This window comes from Pantoea sp. V106_11, from assembly GCF_029967885.1.
GTDB classification, from domain to species: domain Bacteria; phylum Pseudomonadota; class Gammaproteobacteria; order Enterobacterales; family Enterobacteriaceae; genus Pantoea; species Pantoea ananatis.
Genome location: NZ_JASCAK010000023.1, coordinates 51,008 through 67,316 on the forward strand (window position 1 = coordinate 51,008; position 16,309 = coordinate 67,316).

Here is a 16,309-nt window from a genome sequence, read left to right on the forward strand (position 1 = left end):
GAAGCGCTCCCACAAGCCGGTGGCGGATGGAGATTAACCTGACAGGGTTTCTGCCTGCGCTTCTACCGATTGCCCTTTCTCCCGGCGCGAGTTTCACGCTGGCGATGAACAGCGCGCTTACGGCTGGCCGCAGGGGGCTGGTGAAAACGCTGCTTGGTACCGCGCTGGGTATTTATACGCATGCTTTGCTGATCGGTCTGGGCCTGTCGACAGCGCTGGTTGCGTCCCCCGCGCTGTTTGCCCTGTTAAAAATGGCTGGCGTACTTTACCTGTTTTGGCTGGGCGGCCTTTTATTTATCACTGGCATCAGGACCAGGGCATTCGTGCTGAAGACAACGGGTAGCGCAATTACCGTTAAAGGTGCGTGGCTGGCTAATGTCGCTAACCCCAAAGCTATCCTGTTTTACCTGACGGTGGTTTCACAGTTTGTTGGCGACAGGGCCGGTATCGATGCCTTTCTGACGCTGGCAACAGTGCACATTGTCGTAATGAGCCTGTGGTTAGCGCTCTTCAGCCAGGCGCTGGTCTTCTCGGCGCAAAAAATCAATCCTGTCGCGCTGAAACGCTACGTCAATATCGGTGGTGGATTACTGCTTATCGGCATTGCCGTACGCACTCTTATCGCCTGACAGGTCTTTCGCCACCGACTCTCATACTTAAACAAGGAATACGGGAAAAATGATGGCACCTGTTCAGCACTGGCATAACGGCGAGTATGCCGTTACGACGGATAAGTCGCAGATGGATATCGGGGCAATACACCGTTACCTCACCCGTTCAAGTTGGGCAGCGGGAATTGATTACGCCACGGTCGCGCGGTCAATTGAAAACAGCCTGAATTTTGGGCTTTTTCATCAGCAGCAGCAGATTGGCTTTGCGCGATTCATTACTGATTACGCGACCTTCGCGTACCTGTGCGATGTCTATGTACTTGAAGAATGCCAGGGCAAAGGACTGGGCGGATGGCTGATCGAATGCTGTCAGTCACATCCCGTGGTTAACACATTGCGCCGGCTGTTGCTCTTCACCTCAACCGCGCCCTGGTTATATCAAAAATTTGGCTACCAGCCGGTAAACAAACCCGACTATGCCTGGACAATCACCCGGCCCGATATTTATCAGGCCAACCGCGATGCCCAGACGTAATCAGCCGCCTGTATTACCGATCTGCAATAATCGCCAGCCGCTGGCAGCCACGTGCCTCCAGGGTCAACGCGGCCTGAGCGGCACGCATGCCGCTGGCACAGACCAGAACAATGCGTTTATCCGCGGGCGGCTGCCAGCCGGCAATGTGCTGTGGCAATATCCGCTGTGCATACTGGCTGACACTGACAGGTGCTTCCTCTGTCCCCCGTAGATCCACCACGCAGTCATCGGGGGTCAGCAAAGCAGGATCGATAAACGGGATGCCGGCCTTTTCGGGCTCAGGCGCATTATCGAACCGGAACTGACGCAGTTGCCATGAGACAAAATCACAGTTGATCATGCAGCCCAGTGGTGAGGGCAACAGGTGCAACAGAATGCTGAGCGCCATCTGCGCCTGTAAGGCGCCAAGGGTGGCAACCGCCGGGCCCAGCACGCCTGCAGTGTTACAGTTACCTGAGGCTTTGGGTAATTGTGGAAACAGTGCGCGATAGCTGGGCGCGCCGCCGCAAAAACTGCCTGCATAACCCTGTCGCCCCAGCACCGAAGCGCAAACCAGCGGTAGGTTACGGGCAAAGCAGCTGTCGGAAAGCAGATAAGTCACCGCGAAGTTATCCGCAGCGTCGATAACTAAATCAATATCCACCAGTGCTTCTTCAATACGACTTGCCTGTAACGCTACGGGATGTGCTTCAACCACCGTATCAGGATTACGCTGTGCCAGCGCACGTTGGGCGCAAAACACCTTTGGCTCGCCAATATCGGCAGTCGTAAATAGCGTCTGACGATGCAGGTTATGCAGCGCCACGACGTCGTCGTCATAGAGCCGGATATAACCGATGCCAGCGCCCGCCAGGAGCGGTAATAACGTGGAAGCCAGTCCACCCGCGCCAACCACTAAGACGCGGGCAGCGGACAAAGCCTGCTGCCCCTGCTCGCCCACTTCTGACAGCATTGTCTGTCGTTGATAACGTGCCATCTCTGCTCCTTAGCGAAATTGCGCCAGGCCGAAAACGGGCGTAGAGGCGGCAGCCATGTCGCGACGCTCCATCATGCCAGCCTGACGCGCCTGATGTCCCGCTTCAATGGCGCGCGCAAATGCGCCAGCCATACCAACCGGATCGCTGGATTTCGCCACGGCGGTATTCAACAGCACAGCATCAAACCCCAATTCCATCGCCTGAGCCGCCTGGCTCGGCGCACCGATCCCGGCATCAATAATGAGTGGAACGTCCTTAAACCAGGCACGCATCGTGCGTAAGCCCTCGATATTGCGTAATCCCTGGCCTGAGCCGATGGGCGCCCCCCACGGCATCAGCACTTCACAGCCCGCGTCCAGCAGTTTCTCGCCCACAATCAGATCTTCTGTGGTGTAAGGGAAAACGTGGAAACCCTCTGCACACAAAATACGTGCTGCTTCGACGAGGGCAAAGGGATCGGGCTGTAAGGTATCGGCATGACCGATCACCTCAAGCTTGATCCAGGACGTGGCAAACAATTCCCGCGCCATATGCGCAGTCGTCACGGCTTCTTTCACCGTATGGCAGCCTGCGGTATTGGGTAAAATGCGTTTATTTAAGGTTTTCAGGAGATCGCGAAAGGCTCCACCCTGGCTTCCTTCACGACGCAGACTCACCGTAATAATCTCGGCGCCGGATGCGCCAACGGCCTGTTGCAGAATATCCGGCGAGGGATAACCTGCAGTACCCAGTAAAAAACGTGACTGTCCGCTAAAGTCATAAAACATGGTTAGCCTCCCTGCATCGGCGATAACACTTCAAGACGACAACCCGCCACAAGCGGCTCTGAGGAATAGCGCTCCCGGGGAACAAATTCGCCGTTCACGGCACTGGCGACACAGCCAGCATCGATATGTTGTTCCACGAGTAATTCAGCCAGCGTGCGGGCTTCGGTTTCAATAGCAATGCCGTTCAGTTCTATTTTCATCGCACTCCCTCGGACGTCAGTTGTTGCATAAGCTTCTCGGCCATCATCGGGGCCAGCAGGAAGCCGTGACGGTACATGCCGTTAATGGAAAAAATGCCATTTTCATAACGCACTTCGGGCAGATTGTGGCGGTAAGCCGGACGCAAACCTGTGCCGCTTTCAATAATGCGTGCTTCGGCGAGGGCGGGATGGATGCTGTAGGCTGCGCTTAACAGTTCCATCATAGCGCGCGCGCTGATTGGGCTGTCATCCTGGCTTTCGACCATGGTCGCGCCCAGCATAAAATGCCCCTGAGCCCTGGGCACCAGATAACAGGGAAAACGCGGGTGCAGCAGGCGAACAGGACGGGAAAACGTTATTTCGTCGGTGTGGAGAATAACCATTTCACCGCGCACGGCACGCAATTCCGGTTGGGATTGCCGGGCATGAATACCCCGGCAATCGATAATTTTCCCGCTGGGTTTACCCGGGTGAAACCGGACACCCGCATTCAGTAAACGCGTTTGTAATTGTTGCATTGCCAGCCGGGGATCAAGATGACCTTCTGCGGCAAAGAACAAGCCACGGGCAAAACGGTCTTCCAGCGCAGGTTCAATCTCTGCCGGCGTCACCCACTGATGTGATGAGGTCATGTTAGCGAAACGCGTTAACTCAGCACTGTCGCGAGGAGGCGCAATCACCAGGGTACCCTGCTGTTCCACGCCGCTGACCCGGGCCGACCACCATGCCGCAGCATACTGACCCCAGTCAACGACCTGCTGTGGCGCACTTTCCGCTTCGCACCAGGGGGCCAGCATACCGCCAGCCCAGTGCGATGCCGCGCGGCAGTCCGGTAAGGTAATGATTTCGACAGGTTCACCCTGCTCCGCCAGTAGCGTGGCGATACACAGTCCGGACACGCCACTGCCGAGCACTGACCAGCGGCTCATTGCCAGCCAACCTGACAGGGTAACATCAGAAACAGGATTTTCACTTTGGCCTCTCTGTTAACAGTCAGAGACCCGTGATACAAGAAGGGAAAAAGCATGAGCCCGGCAAAAGCAGACTCTGCGGCAAGTATCTGCCTGGGGCAAAGATACCCGTCTTCCTACGCCAGTATCAACTGGGTCAGGTTCTAAGGGTCGCTAAGCCGCGCACTGCGCTATTAGCCTCTCAGTCTCTTTGGCGAGACTCCCCTGACGGGTTCTAGTTTTATTTTAAGCCGCGCCTTACGTCAAGGCTGATGCAGCAATTTGTCGTTAGCGACTAAGGCACATTCAGGTAACGCAGCAGAGCGGTCATACAGGCTGCGCCCAAAATGATGACGATCAGCGGCGCCCTGCGCCAGGCGAGAAAAATGGCAAACGACACGCCCAGCAGCCTTGCCATCCCGGCAAAATGCTGACCTTCGAACAACGTGGTGGTGGCTGCAACGGCCAGTAACAGTACCGTGGCCGCATCGGATAACACATTTTGCGTGCGCTCACTGACAGGCAACCGGTTACCCAGTTTGACGCCCGCATAACGAATGGCATAGGTTCCGGCAGCCAGCAAGGCAATGCCTGCAATTATCATCGGATGATTCATTTACGCGATCTCCACGTAAGCAGCCCTAACAACGAAAACAGAACAGGCATCCCTGCTGGAACAAATGGCGTGACCGCCAGCGACAGCACGGCGCCGGTAGCCGCAGGAATGCGGGTTCGGGGTTTGCGTAACGCCGGGAAGATGAGTGCGATAAGAATGGCGGGAAAAACCGCATCCAGACCGATAACGGAAATATTCGGGATAAACTGGCCAATCGCGGCCCCGAGCATGACGGTGAACGGCCAGATCAATCCGATACCGATGCCGCACAGCCAATACGCACTGCGGCGTTGAGCCAGCTGCGGCTGAGAGATGCCGAACACCACACTTTCATCGTTCATAATGTGACAGCCGAGCGCCCCCTGCCAGCTTCTGCCCACTAAGTCTTTAACCGCAATGCCAAAGGGAAGATGGCGGGCGTTGACCAGCAAACCTGCCGCCGCCGCGGTTAACGGACTGCCACCGCCGGCAACGATGCCAATAAATAAGAATTCCGATGCGCCAGCCAGCACCAGCGTTGATAACGCCAGCGGTACCCAAAACGGAAAGCCATCAGCAGTGGCGAGCGACCCGTAAGACAGGCCGACAATGCCATCTGCGATACAGACCAGAAAAATTGCTTTTATAACGCCTTTATCCAGCGTGAATTTTTTTGCCAGCATCAACATCGAATCCCATAACGAACGATAAATCCATTATAATGAACATCGGATATGTATTACAAGACGAACGATACGTTCATTTTAACGAACAGGAAAAGTGATGAGCACGCCCATTGATATCATTGCCCGAGGTTTAGTAAGAGAACGCCAGCGTGTCGGCCTGACGCTGGCTGAAGTTGCTCGCCGGGCGGGGATTGCAAAATCGACCCTGTCTCAGCTTGAAGCCGGTAACGGCAATCCGGGTATTGAGACGTTGTGGTCGCTGTGTGTCGCGCTCAATATTCCATTTGCACGCCTGATGGAGCCGGAAACGAACCGGTTACAGGTTATTCGCCGCGGAGAAGGCCCCACGGTGGCTGCTGAGCAGGCTGATTACAAAGCCGTCTTACTGGCAACCTGTCCACCGGGCGCACGACGGGATATCTATCTGCTGCACATACAGCCCGGCAGCGAACGCTGCTCACAGCCGCATTCACCGAATACCATCGAACATTTAATTTTGACGCAAGGGCGCGCAGAGGTTGGGCCGGTTGATTCACCCGTTGAGCTTGAGGTAGGCGATTACATCAGCTACCCGGGCGACACTGAGCATATTTTTCGTGCGCTTGAGCCAGATACGCTGGCTGTGCTGGTCATGGAGCATGTGTGAAGGCAGGTTTCCCTGCCTTCGGTTAAACACAGACTTCCTGGGCTATTGCGGCGCTCTGGCTGAGGGAAGCCAGTGAGATAACACGATGCGCGCTTTTCTCCAGTAAGGCGAGATCGTGGCTGACCAGCAAAATGGCGCAGCGTTGCTGTGTGGCCAGTTCGCTAATCAACGCCAGCGTCTGCTGCTGAACGACAGGATCCAGGCGCGACGTCGGCTCATCCGCGAATAAAAACACAGGGTCCAGTAACATCACCCTGAGCAGTGAAAAGCGCTGAAGCTCGCCGCCTGACAAACCTGAAGCCGGACGGTTCAGCAACGCGTACGCTAATCCCAGTTGTGCCATCAGTTCATCACGTCGTTTCACCGTGGCGTGGTGCAGCCGCAGCACATCATCGATAACTCTGACCATCGCGATGTCAGGTGGAAAGATGGCTGAGGGATCCTGATAAAGTTTTTGGTAACGTAACCTACTGGCAGCCCCTGGACGCACGACCTTGCCCGCATCGGGCGTTATCAAACCGCATAGCGTATCCCCCAGGCTACTTTTACCGCAGCCGCTTTCGCCGTAAAGCCCCACGATTTCGCCAGCCCGGAAGATTAGCGAGGCATTGTGAAACAGTTGCTTCCCTGACCGTTTCAGAGAAAGGCCCTCTGTCTGTAACACGATGGTTTCATCACAGGGTACTCGCGAGCCTGGCGCCCAGGCCTCAGGATCGGCCGCCAACAGCAGTTGGGTGTAAGGCGCTTGTGGACGGTATAACACCTGCCCGGCGCTGCCCTGCTCAACGACTTTGCCTTTATGCATCACCATGACCTCACCACCTAACTGCCGGGCCAGTGCAATGTCGTGCGTGATCGTCAGCAAGGTTTCACCCTGAGCCACCGCCGTATTTAACAGGTTACCCATTTCATCCCGCCGCGCGACGTCCAGCCCTTTAGTCGGCTCGTCTGCAATCAGCAGCGTCGCGCCCCCCGCGCGAGCAGCCGCGAAGCAAACCCGCTGGGCCATTCCCCCTGAAAGCTGCCAGGGAAAACGCGCAGAGGCGTGCGCAAGCCCCAGTTGGTCGAGTGCCTGTGCCGCGGCCTGTTGTGCATCCCTCCTGGCTAAGCCCCGCACGTACCGGTAACCTTCCGCGACCTGAGCGCTGACACGCATTGTTGGATCGAGCGCCAGCCCGGGTTCCTGGGGCAAAGACGCGATGCGATGCCCCCACTGAGCGCGAAGACGGGCCAGATCGGTTTGGAGATCATAACGTTGTCCGTCAATCTCAACCGTGCCTGTGGCACGGAGTCCTTCTGGTAACGCCCCCATGATGGCCTGGGCGAACAGACTTTTTCCCGATCCGGTTTCGCCCACCAGCGTCATGGGTTTGCCCGGCTGAATGACCATGCTCACGGGCTCGACGATGCAATCTTCGGCGTAAACGGCGACCTGTTTAATTACTATGCCCGTCATATCCGATCCTTATTCACTAATAAATTCATGCCAGTCAGTAACAAAAAAAGCACCAGCACGGGCTGGAGTAGAAGCCAGGGCGCTTCCCAGGCATAGGGAAAAAGTTCTGTCATCATCAGCCCCAGTTCTGGTGTCGGAGGGCGAACCCCCACGCTGATGAATCCCAATGCGGACACCGCCATAACGGCACTGCTAAACGCATAGACCGTTAACGTCAGCAACAAGGGCGCCATGGCTGGCCATAAGTGTCTGCGAAACAGATAGCGTATCGAGAAACCAAGCAGTGAAGAGGACTGGACGGCGGGAGACATAACAACGGGTCGCAGGGTGGCTCGCGTCACGCGGAAAAACTCGACCCACAGCACCAGTGAAATCCCCAGCCACAACATTTCTGGCGAGTCAGGTGAGATAGCCGCTAACAACAGCACCAGCAGCAGACCGGGAAGCGCAAGGCACATATCCGCTAATGCGTTGCACACCTTGTCCACCCAACCGCCGCGCCAGGCACTCATGATCCCCGCCAGCGTGCCCATTATCAGTGCCGTGATAACGCATATCGCTGCCAGGCCCAGTGATAACCTGAGTGCCGCACTTAACCGGGCCAGCATTGAGCGGCCAAGATGGTCATAGCCCAACCAGGCCTGCCCAGAGGGAAGCTGTAACATCTGCAACAGGTCCTGCTGCACAGGATCCCCAGCCCCGAATAGCGGCACCAGCCAGGCAAACGCGAGCAACGCCAGAATAATTGCCAGACCTGTTTTTTGACGAAAGGTCATATGCGTTTCCCCCTTGGATCCAACACATAGCACAAACCATCGACCAGCATGTTCAGGGTGACAAACGTCAGCCCCAGTACCATTGCGCTGGCCTGTATCACGGGCACGTCCCGGGCAAAAATCGCATGGACCAGCGCATGGCCAATGCCTGGCCAGGCAAACAGCGTTTCCACCACCACCACGCCTTCCACCAGCCAGACGAACTGCATGCCGAGCCAGGTCACGACCGAAACGCTGAGATTACGCAGGGCGTGACGCCAGAAAAGACGCGGTTGAGAGAGACCCTTTTGTGCCCCCCAGCGATACCAGCTGGCCGTTACAGCCTGGAATGTCGCCTCACGTACGACCCGAGCGCCCACGGCACTTAGCGGCAGCGCCAGCGTCACTGACGGCAGGATGAAATGTCGCCAGTTCCCCTGCCCGGCACTGGGCAGCCAGTCCAGACGCAGCGCAAACAAAACGATAAGCAGCAGGCCAAGAGCAAAATGCGGAACCGATTTGAGAATGGCGGCAGCGCCGTTAATGGCCCGGTCCAGGAAACGGCCGGGATGACAGCCTGCCCAAATCCCGAGTGGAATAATCAGCAGCAGGGTCAGTAACAGAGAAAAGCCGGCAAGGGCGAACGTTTGTTTCAATTGCCAGACCAGTTCGCCACTGACAGGCTCACCCGATACCAGTGAACGGCCAAAGTTGAAGCGCAGCAGATCCCACATCCACGGCCCCAGCGCACTTCCCTGGGCGGTCATATCCGCCAGTTGCTGTTTTACCTGGGCTACCGCTGCCAGATCGACCCTATCATAACCATAACGTCCCGATGCGATACGCCAGGCCATATCACCCGGTAATGCCTGTACCAGAACAAACGTTAAGATCCCGACCGCGAGAATGACGAAGGCGGCCTGGCAAAGGCGCCAGCTGAGTTGTTTAAGCATCATTTCACCCATTGCATATCACGCAGGCCAAAATGGCGTTCAAACGGATCCAGCGTGACCGAGGTGAGGCTGGCATTAACTGCCGCTGACTGCTGATACCAGGCGATGGGAATAACCGGCAAATCGCGCTGGAAAGCCGTAGTAATGACCTCTCTGGCCTTTTGTCGCACCGCAGGATCATGACTCTGCGATAGCGTACCGAGCGCCTCGTTAAAGGCCTTGTCGTGCCAGTTCATTGCTCCCCAGTCACCGCCTTGAGGGCCATAATCCTGAAGCAGCGTACCGGTGGGATCGGGCGTTAAAGCAAAATTACGGGCGAACAGCGCCATCTGCAGGCTCCCGTCGTGATGACGAGCGGGGATTTCACTGGAGTTAGTTGAATTAATGACGACATCGATTCCGATCTGACGCAGCTGCTGTTGGATCACCATCGCAATGAGCGGCAATTCAGGACGGTCCGGATAGGTCAGCAGCGTGAGCGTAAAACGCTGTCCATTACGGATCAATATCCCATCCTGACCGGCTTGCCAGCCTGACTGCGTAAGCAATGCTGTTGCACGCTGTGGTGAGTAATCCAGCGTGGGCAATGCCGGATTGTGCCACTCGGCCATCGAAGGCGGGAACATCTGTGTCGCCGCCCCCGGATAGCGCAAAACCGCATTAGCAAGCGCACTCCGGTTAATCGCCAGGCTTAACGCCTCGCGCGTGGTGTGGTCGCTGAGAAAGGGATGTGCCAGATTCAGTTTGAGCATCACCGTTCGTGGAACGGAAACGGTAAGCAGCTGCAGAGATTTTTTATGTGACAGGCGCTGCCGACTGGCGGCATCAAGGTTAAAAACATAATCGGCGTCTCCGCTTTCAGCCAGCAGTGCGCGTGTTTCAGCGCGTCCCGCAGATAAAAATTCAGCGCCAGCGATGGCCGGTTTTTTCCCCCAGTAACCCTCAAATCTCTTTACGCTCAGCGCCTGAGGCGGCTGGAAACTCACCAGCTGAAACGGACCGCTGCCAATGATCCGCGTGACAGCGTTCGTGCTATCCCATGATGCCAGCGCCAGAATTTGTGAACGACTTTCTGCCAGCACCGCCAGTAGCGGTGTAAAAGGTTCACTGAGTGTGATGGTGACCTGTCGATCTTCACCCACAATCGACGTTATCGGTGCCTTATCCAGCAAGCCCGGCTTACCGCGGGCGATGTTAAGTGATTTCACCACGCTTTCAGCAGTAACAGGGGAACCGTCGTGAAAATGGGCGCCTGGACGCAGTGTAAAGCGCCATTGCAGACCATCCGGAGAAGCCTGCCAGCTCTCAGCCAGCGCTGGAACAGGGGCTCCTTTAGCATCCGTCTCCACCAGCGTTTCCACCACATCCATGCGGAGTAAAATATCACCCGAAAGAGCGGGATCGGCACCCTTAATTTCAAATGGGGCGGCAATACGGACCGGTTTTGTTTCGGCAGAACCGGCACTCAAGGAGGCAAATAACAGGCACGCAAGCGTGCTGTGAAGAAGGTGCTTAAGTTGTTTCATAATATGTCTTTTAACCACATAATGTTACCCAGAAATATTATGTTATAACATATCAAACCAAAGCAAAACCCATCTGAACATGTCGAGTCGAAAACGGGATAGTCACTCAGCAGTTTCACGATCCTGTGTTTTGCTATTCCTGACAAACAGTGTTGAAAATCACCGCCATTTTGTTATGTTATAACATATTAAATGACACTGATTTTAAGGATCTCTCATGGCGCTTCATTCCTTACCGGACTCATCCGATCCCCGCTTGCCTGTTTCTGTACTGTCAGGATTTCTCGGCGCAGGTAAAACGACACTGCTAAATCACATTCTTAATAATCGCGAGGGTCGACGCATTGCAGTGATTGTTAACGATATGTCTGAAGTCAACATTGATGCGGCGTTGGTGCGTAATGGCGGAGCTGAACTCTCTCGTACCGATGAAAAGCTGGTGGAAATGAGCAATGGCTGCATATGCTGCACCCTTCGTGAAGACCTGTTACTGGAGGTCAAACGGCTGGCGCAGGAAGGCCGCTTTGATCATCTTGTCATAGAATCAACCGGCATCTCTGAGCCGCTTCCGGTTGCAGAAACCTTCACCTTCGCCGATGAGGACGGGGAGAGTTTATCCACTATTGCGCGGTTAGATACCATGGTCACCGTCGTAGATGGGTATAACTTTCTTCAGGATTACCGTTCGGTCGACTCGCTTCAGGCACGAGGAGAATCTCTTGGGGCAGAAGATGAACGATCTGTCGTCGATCTTCTGGTCGATCAAATCGAATTCTGTGATGTGCTGGTGGTTAATAAGACTGACCTCATCACGGAGGATGAGCAACGGACGCTTAAAGCGATGTTACATTCGCTGAATCCACGAGCGCGTATCATCACCAGCCACTTTGGTAACGTTCCCCTTGATCAGGTACTGGATACCGGTCTGTTTGACTTTGATCAGGCTGCACAGGCACCGGGTTGGCTGAAAGAGCTGCGCGGCGAGCATCAGCCTGAAACAGAAGAGTATGGTATTCGCAGTTTTGTTTACCGTGCCAGGCGCCCTTTTCATCCAGAACGTTTCTGGCATGCTGTTAACCATCAGCTTGATGGCGTCATTCGCTCGAAAGGCTATTTCTGGCTGGCCAGCCGTCCGGAATATGCGGCGATGTGGTCACAGGCCGGCGCGGTCGCACAGCATGGTTATGCCGGGAGCTGGTGGGCCAGCATTCCGCGGGACAAATGGCCCAGAGACAGCGAGTCTCTGAATTTTATTGCTGAGAACTGGCTGGATGGGATTGGCGATGCCCGACAGGAACTGGTTTTTATCGGCATTGAAATGGATGAAGATCAGGTGCGCAGCGCGCTTGACGCTGCGCTGTTAACGCCGCTGGAAATGGCTCAGGGCCCCGAATACTGGGTAACGCTTCCGGATCCCATGCCGGGCTGGTTTGGTGATGCTGATTCCTGATCGTTATATCCTGAGTGCATCCTCTGACTCGCAATAGAAAACCCGTTTGTCTGTTATGCATGAAGGCTGAAAGTGATAAGAAACAGGCGCATTGTCATGCGCCTGTTTTATTGTTGTTGTCGCCAGAAGCCAGAACGTGGATTACCGACGGTTTTTCCAAATCGTCTGCACATTACAGAACTCATGCACACCAAAATGTGACAGTTCGCGGCCATAGCCACTCTTTTTCACACCACCAATGGTGACGCGCGGATCTGAAGCGCCATTGCCATTAATAAACACAGCGCCCACTTCCAGCTCTTCACTCATCCGGGCAGCCATATGCTCATCGCCTGTCCAGACGGTCGCGCTCAGCCCAAACTCGCTGTTATTAGCGATTTCCAGAGCGTGCTCCGCATCCCGGGCCACGGCAATCGCCGCTACCGGACCAAACAGCTCTTGCCGGAAGGCGGTCATTTCGCTGGTGACGTCTGAAAGGATGGTGGGGGCGTAATAGTTGCCCTGCCCTGCTATTTTCTCACCGCCTAACACCAACCGGGCACCCTCACGCAGGCTGGCTTGTACCTGCTGATCCAGCTCATCACGCAGATCGGCGCGGGCCATTGGGCCGATATAGGTGTCCTCATTCAAAGGATCGCCGATTTTAAGCGCTTTGACAGCCTCTACAAAACGGGCCTCAAATGCCTCTGCGATGGATGCCTCAATGATGAACCGTTTAGCCGCCATACAGACCTGTCCGGTATTCTGATAACGGCCTGTCACCGCAGATTTTATCGCTTCATCGAGGTCTGCATCAGCCAGCACGATGAAAGGATCTGATCCGCCCAGTTCCAGCACGGTCTTTTTCAACGCTGCGCCCGCCTGTGCTGCGATCGCTGCACCAGCCCGAACACTGCCTGTTACTGCGACTGCAGCAATACGATCATCTTTGATAGCGGTTGAGACACCTTCGTTATCAACGTTAATCAGATTAAAACCGCCCTTTGGCAGGTCGGTTGCATCAAATAACTCAGCCATCAGCGTTGCGCTTCCCATGACGTTGGGCGCGTGTTTAAGCAGATAGGTGTTACCCGCCAGCAGCATGCCTACGGCGCCGCGCAGAACCTGCCAGAAGGGGAAATTCCACGGCATGACGGCCAGTATCACGCCTATTGGGCGAAAGGACTGCCACGCATCAGGTACCTGTGATGGCTGGTCTTCCAGCATCGCAGGTCCAAATTCTGCATACCAGTCACACAGATTGGCGCATTTCAGGATCTCCGCTCTCGCCTGCGCCACGGGTTTACCCATCTCGAGGGTAATCATGCGTGTCAGTTCAGGCTCGCGTTCACGAAGCTGATGACCGAGCTGGCGAAGCACCGTTACGCGTGATGCCATGCTGCTTTTTCGCCATTTTTTAAACGCGGCCGCGCTGGTGCTTAATGCCTGTTCCAGTTCAGCTGTGTTCTGCATGGGATAGCTGGCAAGAATGTCGCCCGTGGTTGGATTACGTGACACGGCAAAGTCAGTCATGGTTTCGATCCTTTTCAGTAAGTGATGTTGTCACCATACGCCGGGATAATGCTGATGAAAAATGAATAATGCTGAGCAAGTTGTTTATAAAAAATGAAGTGATCGCTTTGTCACGGCAGGTTTCGCTCAGGCGAACACCACGAGCAGCGCGTTACTATTTTGGCAGAACGGATCCGGACAGACGGCTGAATAACGTGAATGCCATATGTGTTTCAGGCAAGTTATCCACTTATACAGTGAATAGTTCCTATATAACGATCATAAAGAGATCCCTTATAGATCCAAAGAGATCCCCGATCGTCGCAGGCCGCACCACACAAGGGCTGAGAGGGGGTTTGCATTCACTGTAATCAGTAAAGTATTCACTGTAATCAGTACTTTATTCACTATACACAGTAGAATGTTCACTATAATCAGTGCTAATGTTCACTGTAATCAGAAAACGATCCTTTTCATCCACAGAATGAAGATCTTATCCAATGGCAGATAAAGATAGTGAAAACAAAGCGTTACTAGAGCCTTTTCTGTCTGTGACCAAAAACAGTGGTGAAGTTATTCAGCTTCATCCCAACAAAAATAATACCGTTCAGCCCGTGGCCTTAATGCGTCTGGGACTCTTTGTTCCCACGCTTAAATCCACAGCGCGGGGCATTTCTGGTGCTATGGCTTCAACCGATGCCACCAAAGAGCTTAAAAACCTCTCTCTGGTTAAAGCGGAAGGCTATGAAAAGATTACCATCACCGGTGCCAGACTGGATATGGATAATGACTTTAAGACCTGGGCCGGTATTATTCAGTCTTTTTCCCGTTACCCTACACAGGGTGATACGGTAACCCTGCCTTTTATTGATTTCGTGAAGATGTGCGGTATTCCCTCCGCCAACTCCTCTGCCGCATTGCGTAAGCGACTCGACGCTTCGTTACGCCGTATTGCGACGAACACTCTCTCTTTTGAAGGTAACGGTAAGGCCTATCATACGCATCTGGTACAGTCAGCTTATTACGATCGTGAAAAAGACATTGTCCGCATACAGGCTGATCCCAAGCTCTTTGAGCTGTATAACTTCGACCACAAGGTTTTACTGCAGCTGAGGGCTATCTCCCGCCTTAAGCGTAAAGAATCGGCTCAGGCGCTTTATACGTTCCTGGAGAGCCTGCCGACCAACCCTGCGCCCATTTCTCTTGCCCGCTTACGTATGCGGCTCAATCTTGGCTCAAAGATTACCACGCAGAATCACGTGGTACGACGCGCGATGGAACAGCTTAAAGAGATTGGCTACCTTGATTACTCTGAAGTCAAACGAGGCCGCTCCGTATTTTTCATCATTCACAGCAGAACACCGAAACTCGATGGAATCAGTAACCTGGAAGGAATCGATACGCTCGATGACATCGATTTTGAAGACTGATCCCAACGTTCACTGTAATCAGTACTCCTCGCGTTGCAGTGTCACTTTTGCCAAAAAGTGACACGTATGCCTATCATTTTCGTCTTAATTCTCCAGGCAGTTGGCTGGCCATTCACTGTAATCAGTAGTGTTCACTGTAATCAGTAAAAGTGGACTGGTTCACATATCTACTTTCGCGGTCCATTTTTTTAAGTGCAAACTTATCAATAATTTATAAGTTAGCTTGCACTTACTAACCTTTTTTAGAACACCTCTCTCCATGCGTTTAAACCGCTTTTACTGATTACAGTGAATGTCGGCTCGAAACCAGACCTCCGCGTCGTCATACTGTTTATAGTGAATTTACTGAGCTTTGTTATTTACAGAATACAGTGAATGTTAGAGTTAACCCATTGTTTAATAGTGTCTTTTTTTACCTCTGTTTTGCTGGCTATTTGCCCTGCCTTTCCTGTTCCAATTGGGTGCTTTTCCGCTTAAAAAAAAGTGACAGGGTTAAGCCAGTGCTGATTACAGTGAATGATGTGTGCCGTTTGGGATGAAGCTTCAGCATTTGTCACGAAGTCAGCTGACTACAGTGAACACTTAGCTCATTACAGTGAATGTTGAGATACTGGCAGGTTAAATGAAAATCACGTTTGCTGATTATAGTGAACATCCCATCTGACGCGGCCAGGTTCCGTTTGCAGCCAACCGAATTCCTTTCCTTCTTTTACTGATTACAGTGAATGTTTTACTGACTACAGTGAATCCCCTCTCACCCGTAAGCCCGCCCATGATGAGACGTGGCCTGATTCTGGTCACTGACCCGCGGGTCAGGACTTACTAAGTATACTGATTACAGTGAATGCTCTGACCATGCTGGGGCTGGTGGAAGTAGATTGAGTTGTTTAGCATTCAACCCCGTATGAGGTGTTTGGCTGGATGTGTATTTACTGATTACAGTGAATGTTTGAAACTCAGTCCCATAGCCGTTCTGCGTTTAAGTTAGAGTCTGGCTGTGGGAAAGGCCAGCCTGATGACTCCTCGTAAAGGGGCCATCAAAATGAAAGCGGAAGGTTACTGACTACAGTGAATGCCTAAAGTTACCCATAACTTTTACTGATTACAGTGAATATACTGAGCGCTGCACTTGCTGATTATAGTGAATCCTCTGTTGGCGCCCTGTGAAATGACTCCCCTTTTCTTTCGTTGAAAAACGGGATATGTCACCCTGCCAGTTGCCAGTTGCCAGTTGCCAGTTGCCAGTTGCCAGTTGCCAGTTGCCAGTTGCCAGTTGCCAGT

Annotated in this window: 16 protein-coding genes and 1 riboswitch; of the genes, 5 read left to right on the forward strand and 11 right to left on the reverse strand. The window is 53.7% G+C overall.

The genetic code is table 11. The annotated features are described in order from the left end of the window. The first annotated feature begins 26 nt into the window (after window positions 1-26). Window positions 27-629 carry a LysE family transporter gene (locus QLG08_RS06275; RefSeq protein WP_014333263.1) on the forward strand — a complete coding sequence of 201 codons (603 nt, stop codon included), beginning with the start codon at window positions 27-29 and terminating at the stop codon, window positions 627-629. A 49-nt stretch (window positions 630-678) separates the two neighbouring features. Continuing rightward, window positions 679-1,146: a GNAT family N-acetyltransferase gene (locus tag QLG08_RS06280; RefSeq protein WP_014333264.1), complete on the forward strand. Its 468-nt coding sequence runs from the start codon at window positions 679-681 to the stop codon at window positions 1,144-1,146. A 13-nt stretch (window positions 1,147-1,159) separates the two neighbouring features. On the opposite strand, the gene QLG08_RS06285 is transcribed toward QLG08_RS06280, so the two are convergent. From QLG08_RS06285 to QLG08_RS06310, 6 genes are all read right to left on the reverse strand, one after another. Then, a complete protein-coding gene (locus QLG08_RS06285) occupies window positions 1,160-2,122 on the reverse strand; it encodes a HesA/MoeB/ThiF family protein (RefSeq protein WP_072139184.1) in 963 nt (320 codons plus the stop codon). Between the two features lie 9 nt (window positions 2,123-2,131). Next, window positions 2,132-2,890: a thiazole synthase gene (locus QLG08_RS06290; protein ID WP_282472846.1), complete on the reverse strand. Its 759-nt coding sequence runs from the start codon at window positions 2,888-2,890 to the stop codon at window positions 2,132-2,134. 2 nt (window positions 2,891-2,892) lie between these two features. Next, entirely contained in the window at window positions 2,893-3,090 is a 198-nt protein-coding gene (gene thiS, locus QLG08_RS06295) for a sulfur carrier protein ThiS (protein ID WP_014598218.1), read from the reverse strand. Next, a complete protein-coding gene (locus QLG08_RS06300) occupies window positions 3,087-4,019 on the reverse strand; it encodes an FAD-dependent oxidoreductase (RefSeq protein ID WP_013028009.1) in 933 nt (310 codons plus the stop codon). Before QLG08_RS06300 ends, thiS begins: the two co-directional genes overlap by 4 nt. Window positions 4,020-4,157: 138 nt before the next feature. Then, window positions 4,158-4,277, reverse strand: a riboswitch (TPP riboswitch). A 58-nt stretch (window positions 4,278-4,335) separates the two neighbouring features. Then, entirely contained in the window at window positions 4,336-4,656 is a 321-nt protein-coding gene (locus QLG08_RS06305; protein ID WP_013028010.1) for an AzlD domain-containing protein, read from the reverse strand. Next, on the reverse strand, window positions 4,653-5,324 hold the full coding sequence (locus QLG08_RS06310; protein ID WP_282472847.1) for an AzlC family ABC transporter permease: 672 nt from the start codon (window positions 5,322-5,324) through the stop codon (window positions 4,653-4,655). The genes QLG08_RS06305 and QLG08_RS06310 overlap by 4 nt, the downstream gene beginning before the upstream one ends. 94 nt (window positions 5,325-5,418) lie before the next feature. Between QLG08_RS06310 and QLG08_RS06315 the strand changes: the two genes are divergently transcribed. Then, a complete protein-coding gene (locus tag QLG08_RS06315) occupies window positions 5,419-5,967 on the forward strand; it encodes an XRE family transcriptional regulator (protein WP_210523885.1) in 549 nt (182 codons plus the stop codon). Window positions 5,968-5,989: 22 nt separating this feature from the next. Here QLG08_RS06315 and QLG08_RS06320 read toward each other — a convergent pair whose 3' ends face one another. The 4 genes from QLG08_RS06320 to QLG08_RS06335 are packed head-to-tail and all read right to left on the reverse strand — an operon-like array spanning window position 5,990 to window position 10,657. Continuing rightward, complete coding sequence (locus QLG08_RS06320; protein ID WP_282472848.1) at window positions 5,990-7,423, reverse strand: ATP-binding cassette domain-containing protein; 1,434 nt, start codon at window positions 7,421-7,423, stop codon at window positions 5,990-5,992. Beyond that, complete coding sequence (locus tag QLG08_RS06325) at window positions 7,420-8,199, reverse strand: ABC transporter permease (RefSeq protein WP_024471494.1); 780 nt, start codon at window positions 8,197-8,199, stop codon at window positions 7,420-7,422. The genes QLG08_RS06320 and QLG08_RS06325 overlap by 4 nt, the downstream gene beginning before the upstream one ends. Beyond that, window positions 8,196-9,131, reverse strand: coding sequence for an ABC transporter permease (locus QLG08_RS06330; protein WP_282472874.1), 936 nt, complete (start codon window positions 9,129-9,131; stop codon window positions 8,196-8,198). Before QLG08_RS06330 ends, QLG08_RS06325 begins: the two co-directional genes overlap by 4 nt. Beyond that, entirely contained in the window at window positions 9,131-10,657 is a 1,527-nt protein-coding gene (locus QLG08_RS06335; protein WP_282472849.1) for an ABC transporter substrate-binding protein, read from the reverse strand. Before QLG08_RS06335 ends, QLG08_RS06330 begins: the two co-directional genes overlap by 1 nt. 217 nt (window positions 10,658-10,874) lie before the next feature. Here QLG08_RS06335 and zigA point away from each other — a divergent pair, with 217 nt between their 5' ends. Continuing rightward, window positions 10,875-12,107: a zinc metallochaperone GTPase ZigA gene (gene zigA, locus QLG08_RS06340; protein ID WP_014333273.1), complete on the forward strand. Its 1,233-nt coding sequence runs from the start codon at window positions 10,875-10,877 to the stop codon at window positions 12,105-12,107. 141 nt (window positions 12,108-12,248) lie between these two features. On the opposite strand, the gene QLG08_RS06345 is transcribed toward zigA, so the two are convergent. Further along, a complete protein-coding gene (locus tag QLG08_RS06345) occupies window positions 12,249-13,619 on the reverse strand; it encodes an aldehyde dehydrogenase family protein (RefSeq protein ID WP_282472850.1) in 1,371 nt (456 codons plus the stop codon). Window positions 13,620-14,098: 479 nt separating this feature from the next. On the opposite strand from QLG08_RS06345, the gene QLG08_RS06350 reads away from it, so the two are divergent. Further along, window positions 14,099-15,028 carry a RepB family plasmid replication initiator protein gene (locus tag QLG08_RS06350; protein ID WP_013028019.1) on the forward strand — a complete coding sequence of 310 codons (930 nt, stop codon included), beginning with the start codon at window positions 14,099-14,101 and terminating at the stop codon, window positions 15,026-15,028. Window positions 15,029-16,309: the final 1,281 nt, after the last annotated feature.

Excerpts from the sequence above, each read along its gene's own strand:
- QLG08_RS06315 (WP_210523885.1), top strand. The coding sequence starts at position 5,419 with ATGAGCACGCCCATTGATATCATTGCCCGAGGTTTAGTAAGAGAACGC.
- QLG08_RS06325 (WP_024471494.1), bottom strand. The coding sequence starts at position 8,199 with ATGACCTTTCGTCAAAAAACAGGTCTGGCAATTATTCTGGCGTTGCTC.
- QLG08_RS06300 (WP_013028009.1), bottom strand. The coding sequence starts at position 4,019 with ATGAGCCGCTGGTCAGTGCTCGGCAGTGGCGTGTCCGGACTGTGTATC.
- QLG08_RS06345 (WP_282472850.1), bottom strand. The coding sequence starts at position 13,619 with ATGACTGACTTTGCCGTGTCACGTAATCCAACCACGGGCGACATTCTT.
- QLG08_RS06285 (WP_072139184.1), bottom strand. The coding sequence starts at position 2,122 with ATGGCACGTTATCAACGACAGACAATGCTGTCAGAAGTGGGCGAGCAG.
- QLG08_RS06330 (WP_282472874.1), bottom strand. The coding sequence starts at position 9,131 with ATGCTTAAACAACTCAGCTGGCGCCTTTGCCAGGCCGCCTTCGTCATT.
- QLG08_RS06350 (WP_013028019.1), top strand. The coding sequence starts at position 14,099 with ATGGCAGATAAAGATAGTGAAAACAAAGCGTTACTAGAGCCTTTTCTG.
- zigA (WP_014333273.1), top strand. The coding sequence starts at position 10,875 with ATGGCGCTTCATTCCTTACCGGACTCATCCGATCCCCGCTTGCCTGTT.
- QLG08_RS06305 (WP_013028010.1), bottom strand. The coding sequence starts at position 4,656 with ATGAATCATCCGATGATAATTGCAGGCATTGCCTTGCTGGCTGCCGGA.
- QLG08_RS06310 (WP_282472847.1), bottom strand. The coding sequence starts at position 5,324 with ATGTTGATGCTGGCAAAAAAATTCACGCTGGATAAAGGCGTTATAAAA.
- QLG08_RS06280 (WP_014333264.1), top strand. The coding sequence starts at position 679 with ATGATGGCACCTGTTCAGCACTGGCATAACGGCGAGTATGCCGTTACG.
- thiS (WP_014598218.1), bottom strand. The coding sequence starts at position 3,090 with ATGAAAATAGAACTGAACGGCATTGCTATTGAAACCGAAGCCCGCACG.
- QLG08_RS06275 (WP_014333263.1), top strand. The coding sequence starts at position 27 with ATGGAGATTAACCTGACAGGGTTTCTGCCTGCGCTTCTACCGATTGCC.
- QLG08_RS06290 (WP_282472846.1), bottom strand. The coding sequence starts at position 2,890 with ATGTTTTATGACTTTAGCGGACAGTCACGTTTTTTACTGGGTACTGCA.
- QLG08_RS06320 (WP_282472848.1), bottom strand. The coding sequence starts at position 7,423 with ATGACGGGCATAGTAATTAAACAGGTCGCCGTTTACGCCGAAGATTGC.
- QLG08_RS06335 (WP_282472849.1), bottom strand. The coding sequence starts at position 10,657 with ATGAAACAACTTAAGCACCTTCTTCACAGCACGCTTGCGTGCCTGTTA.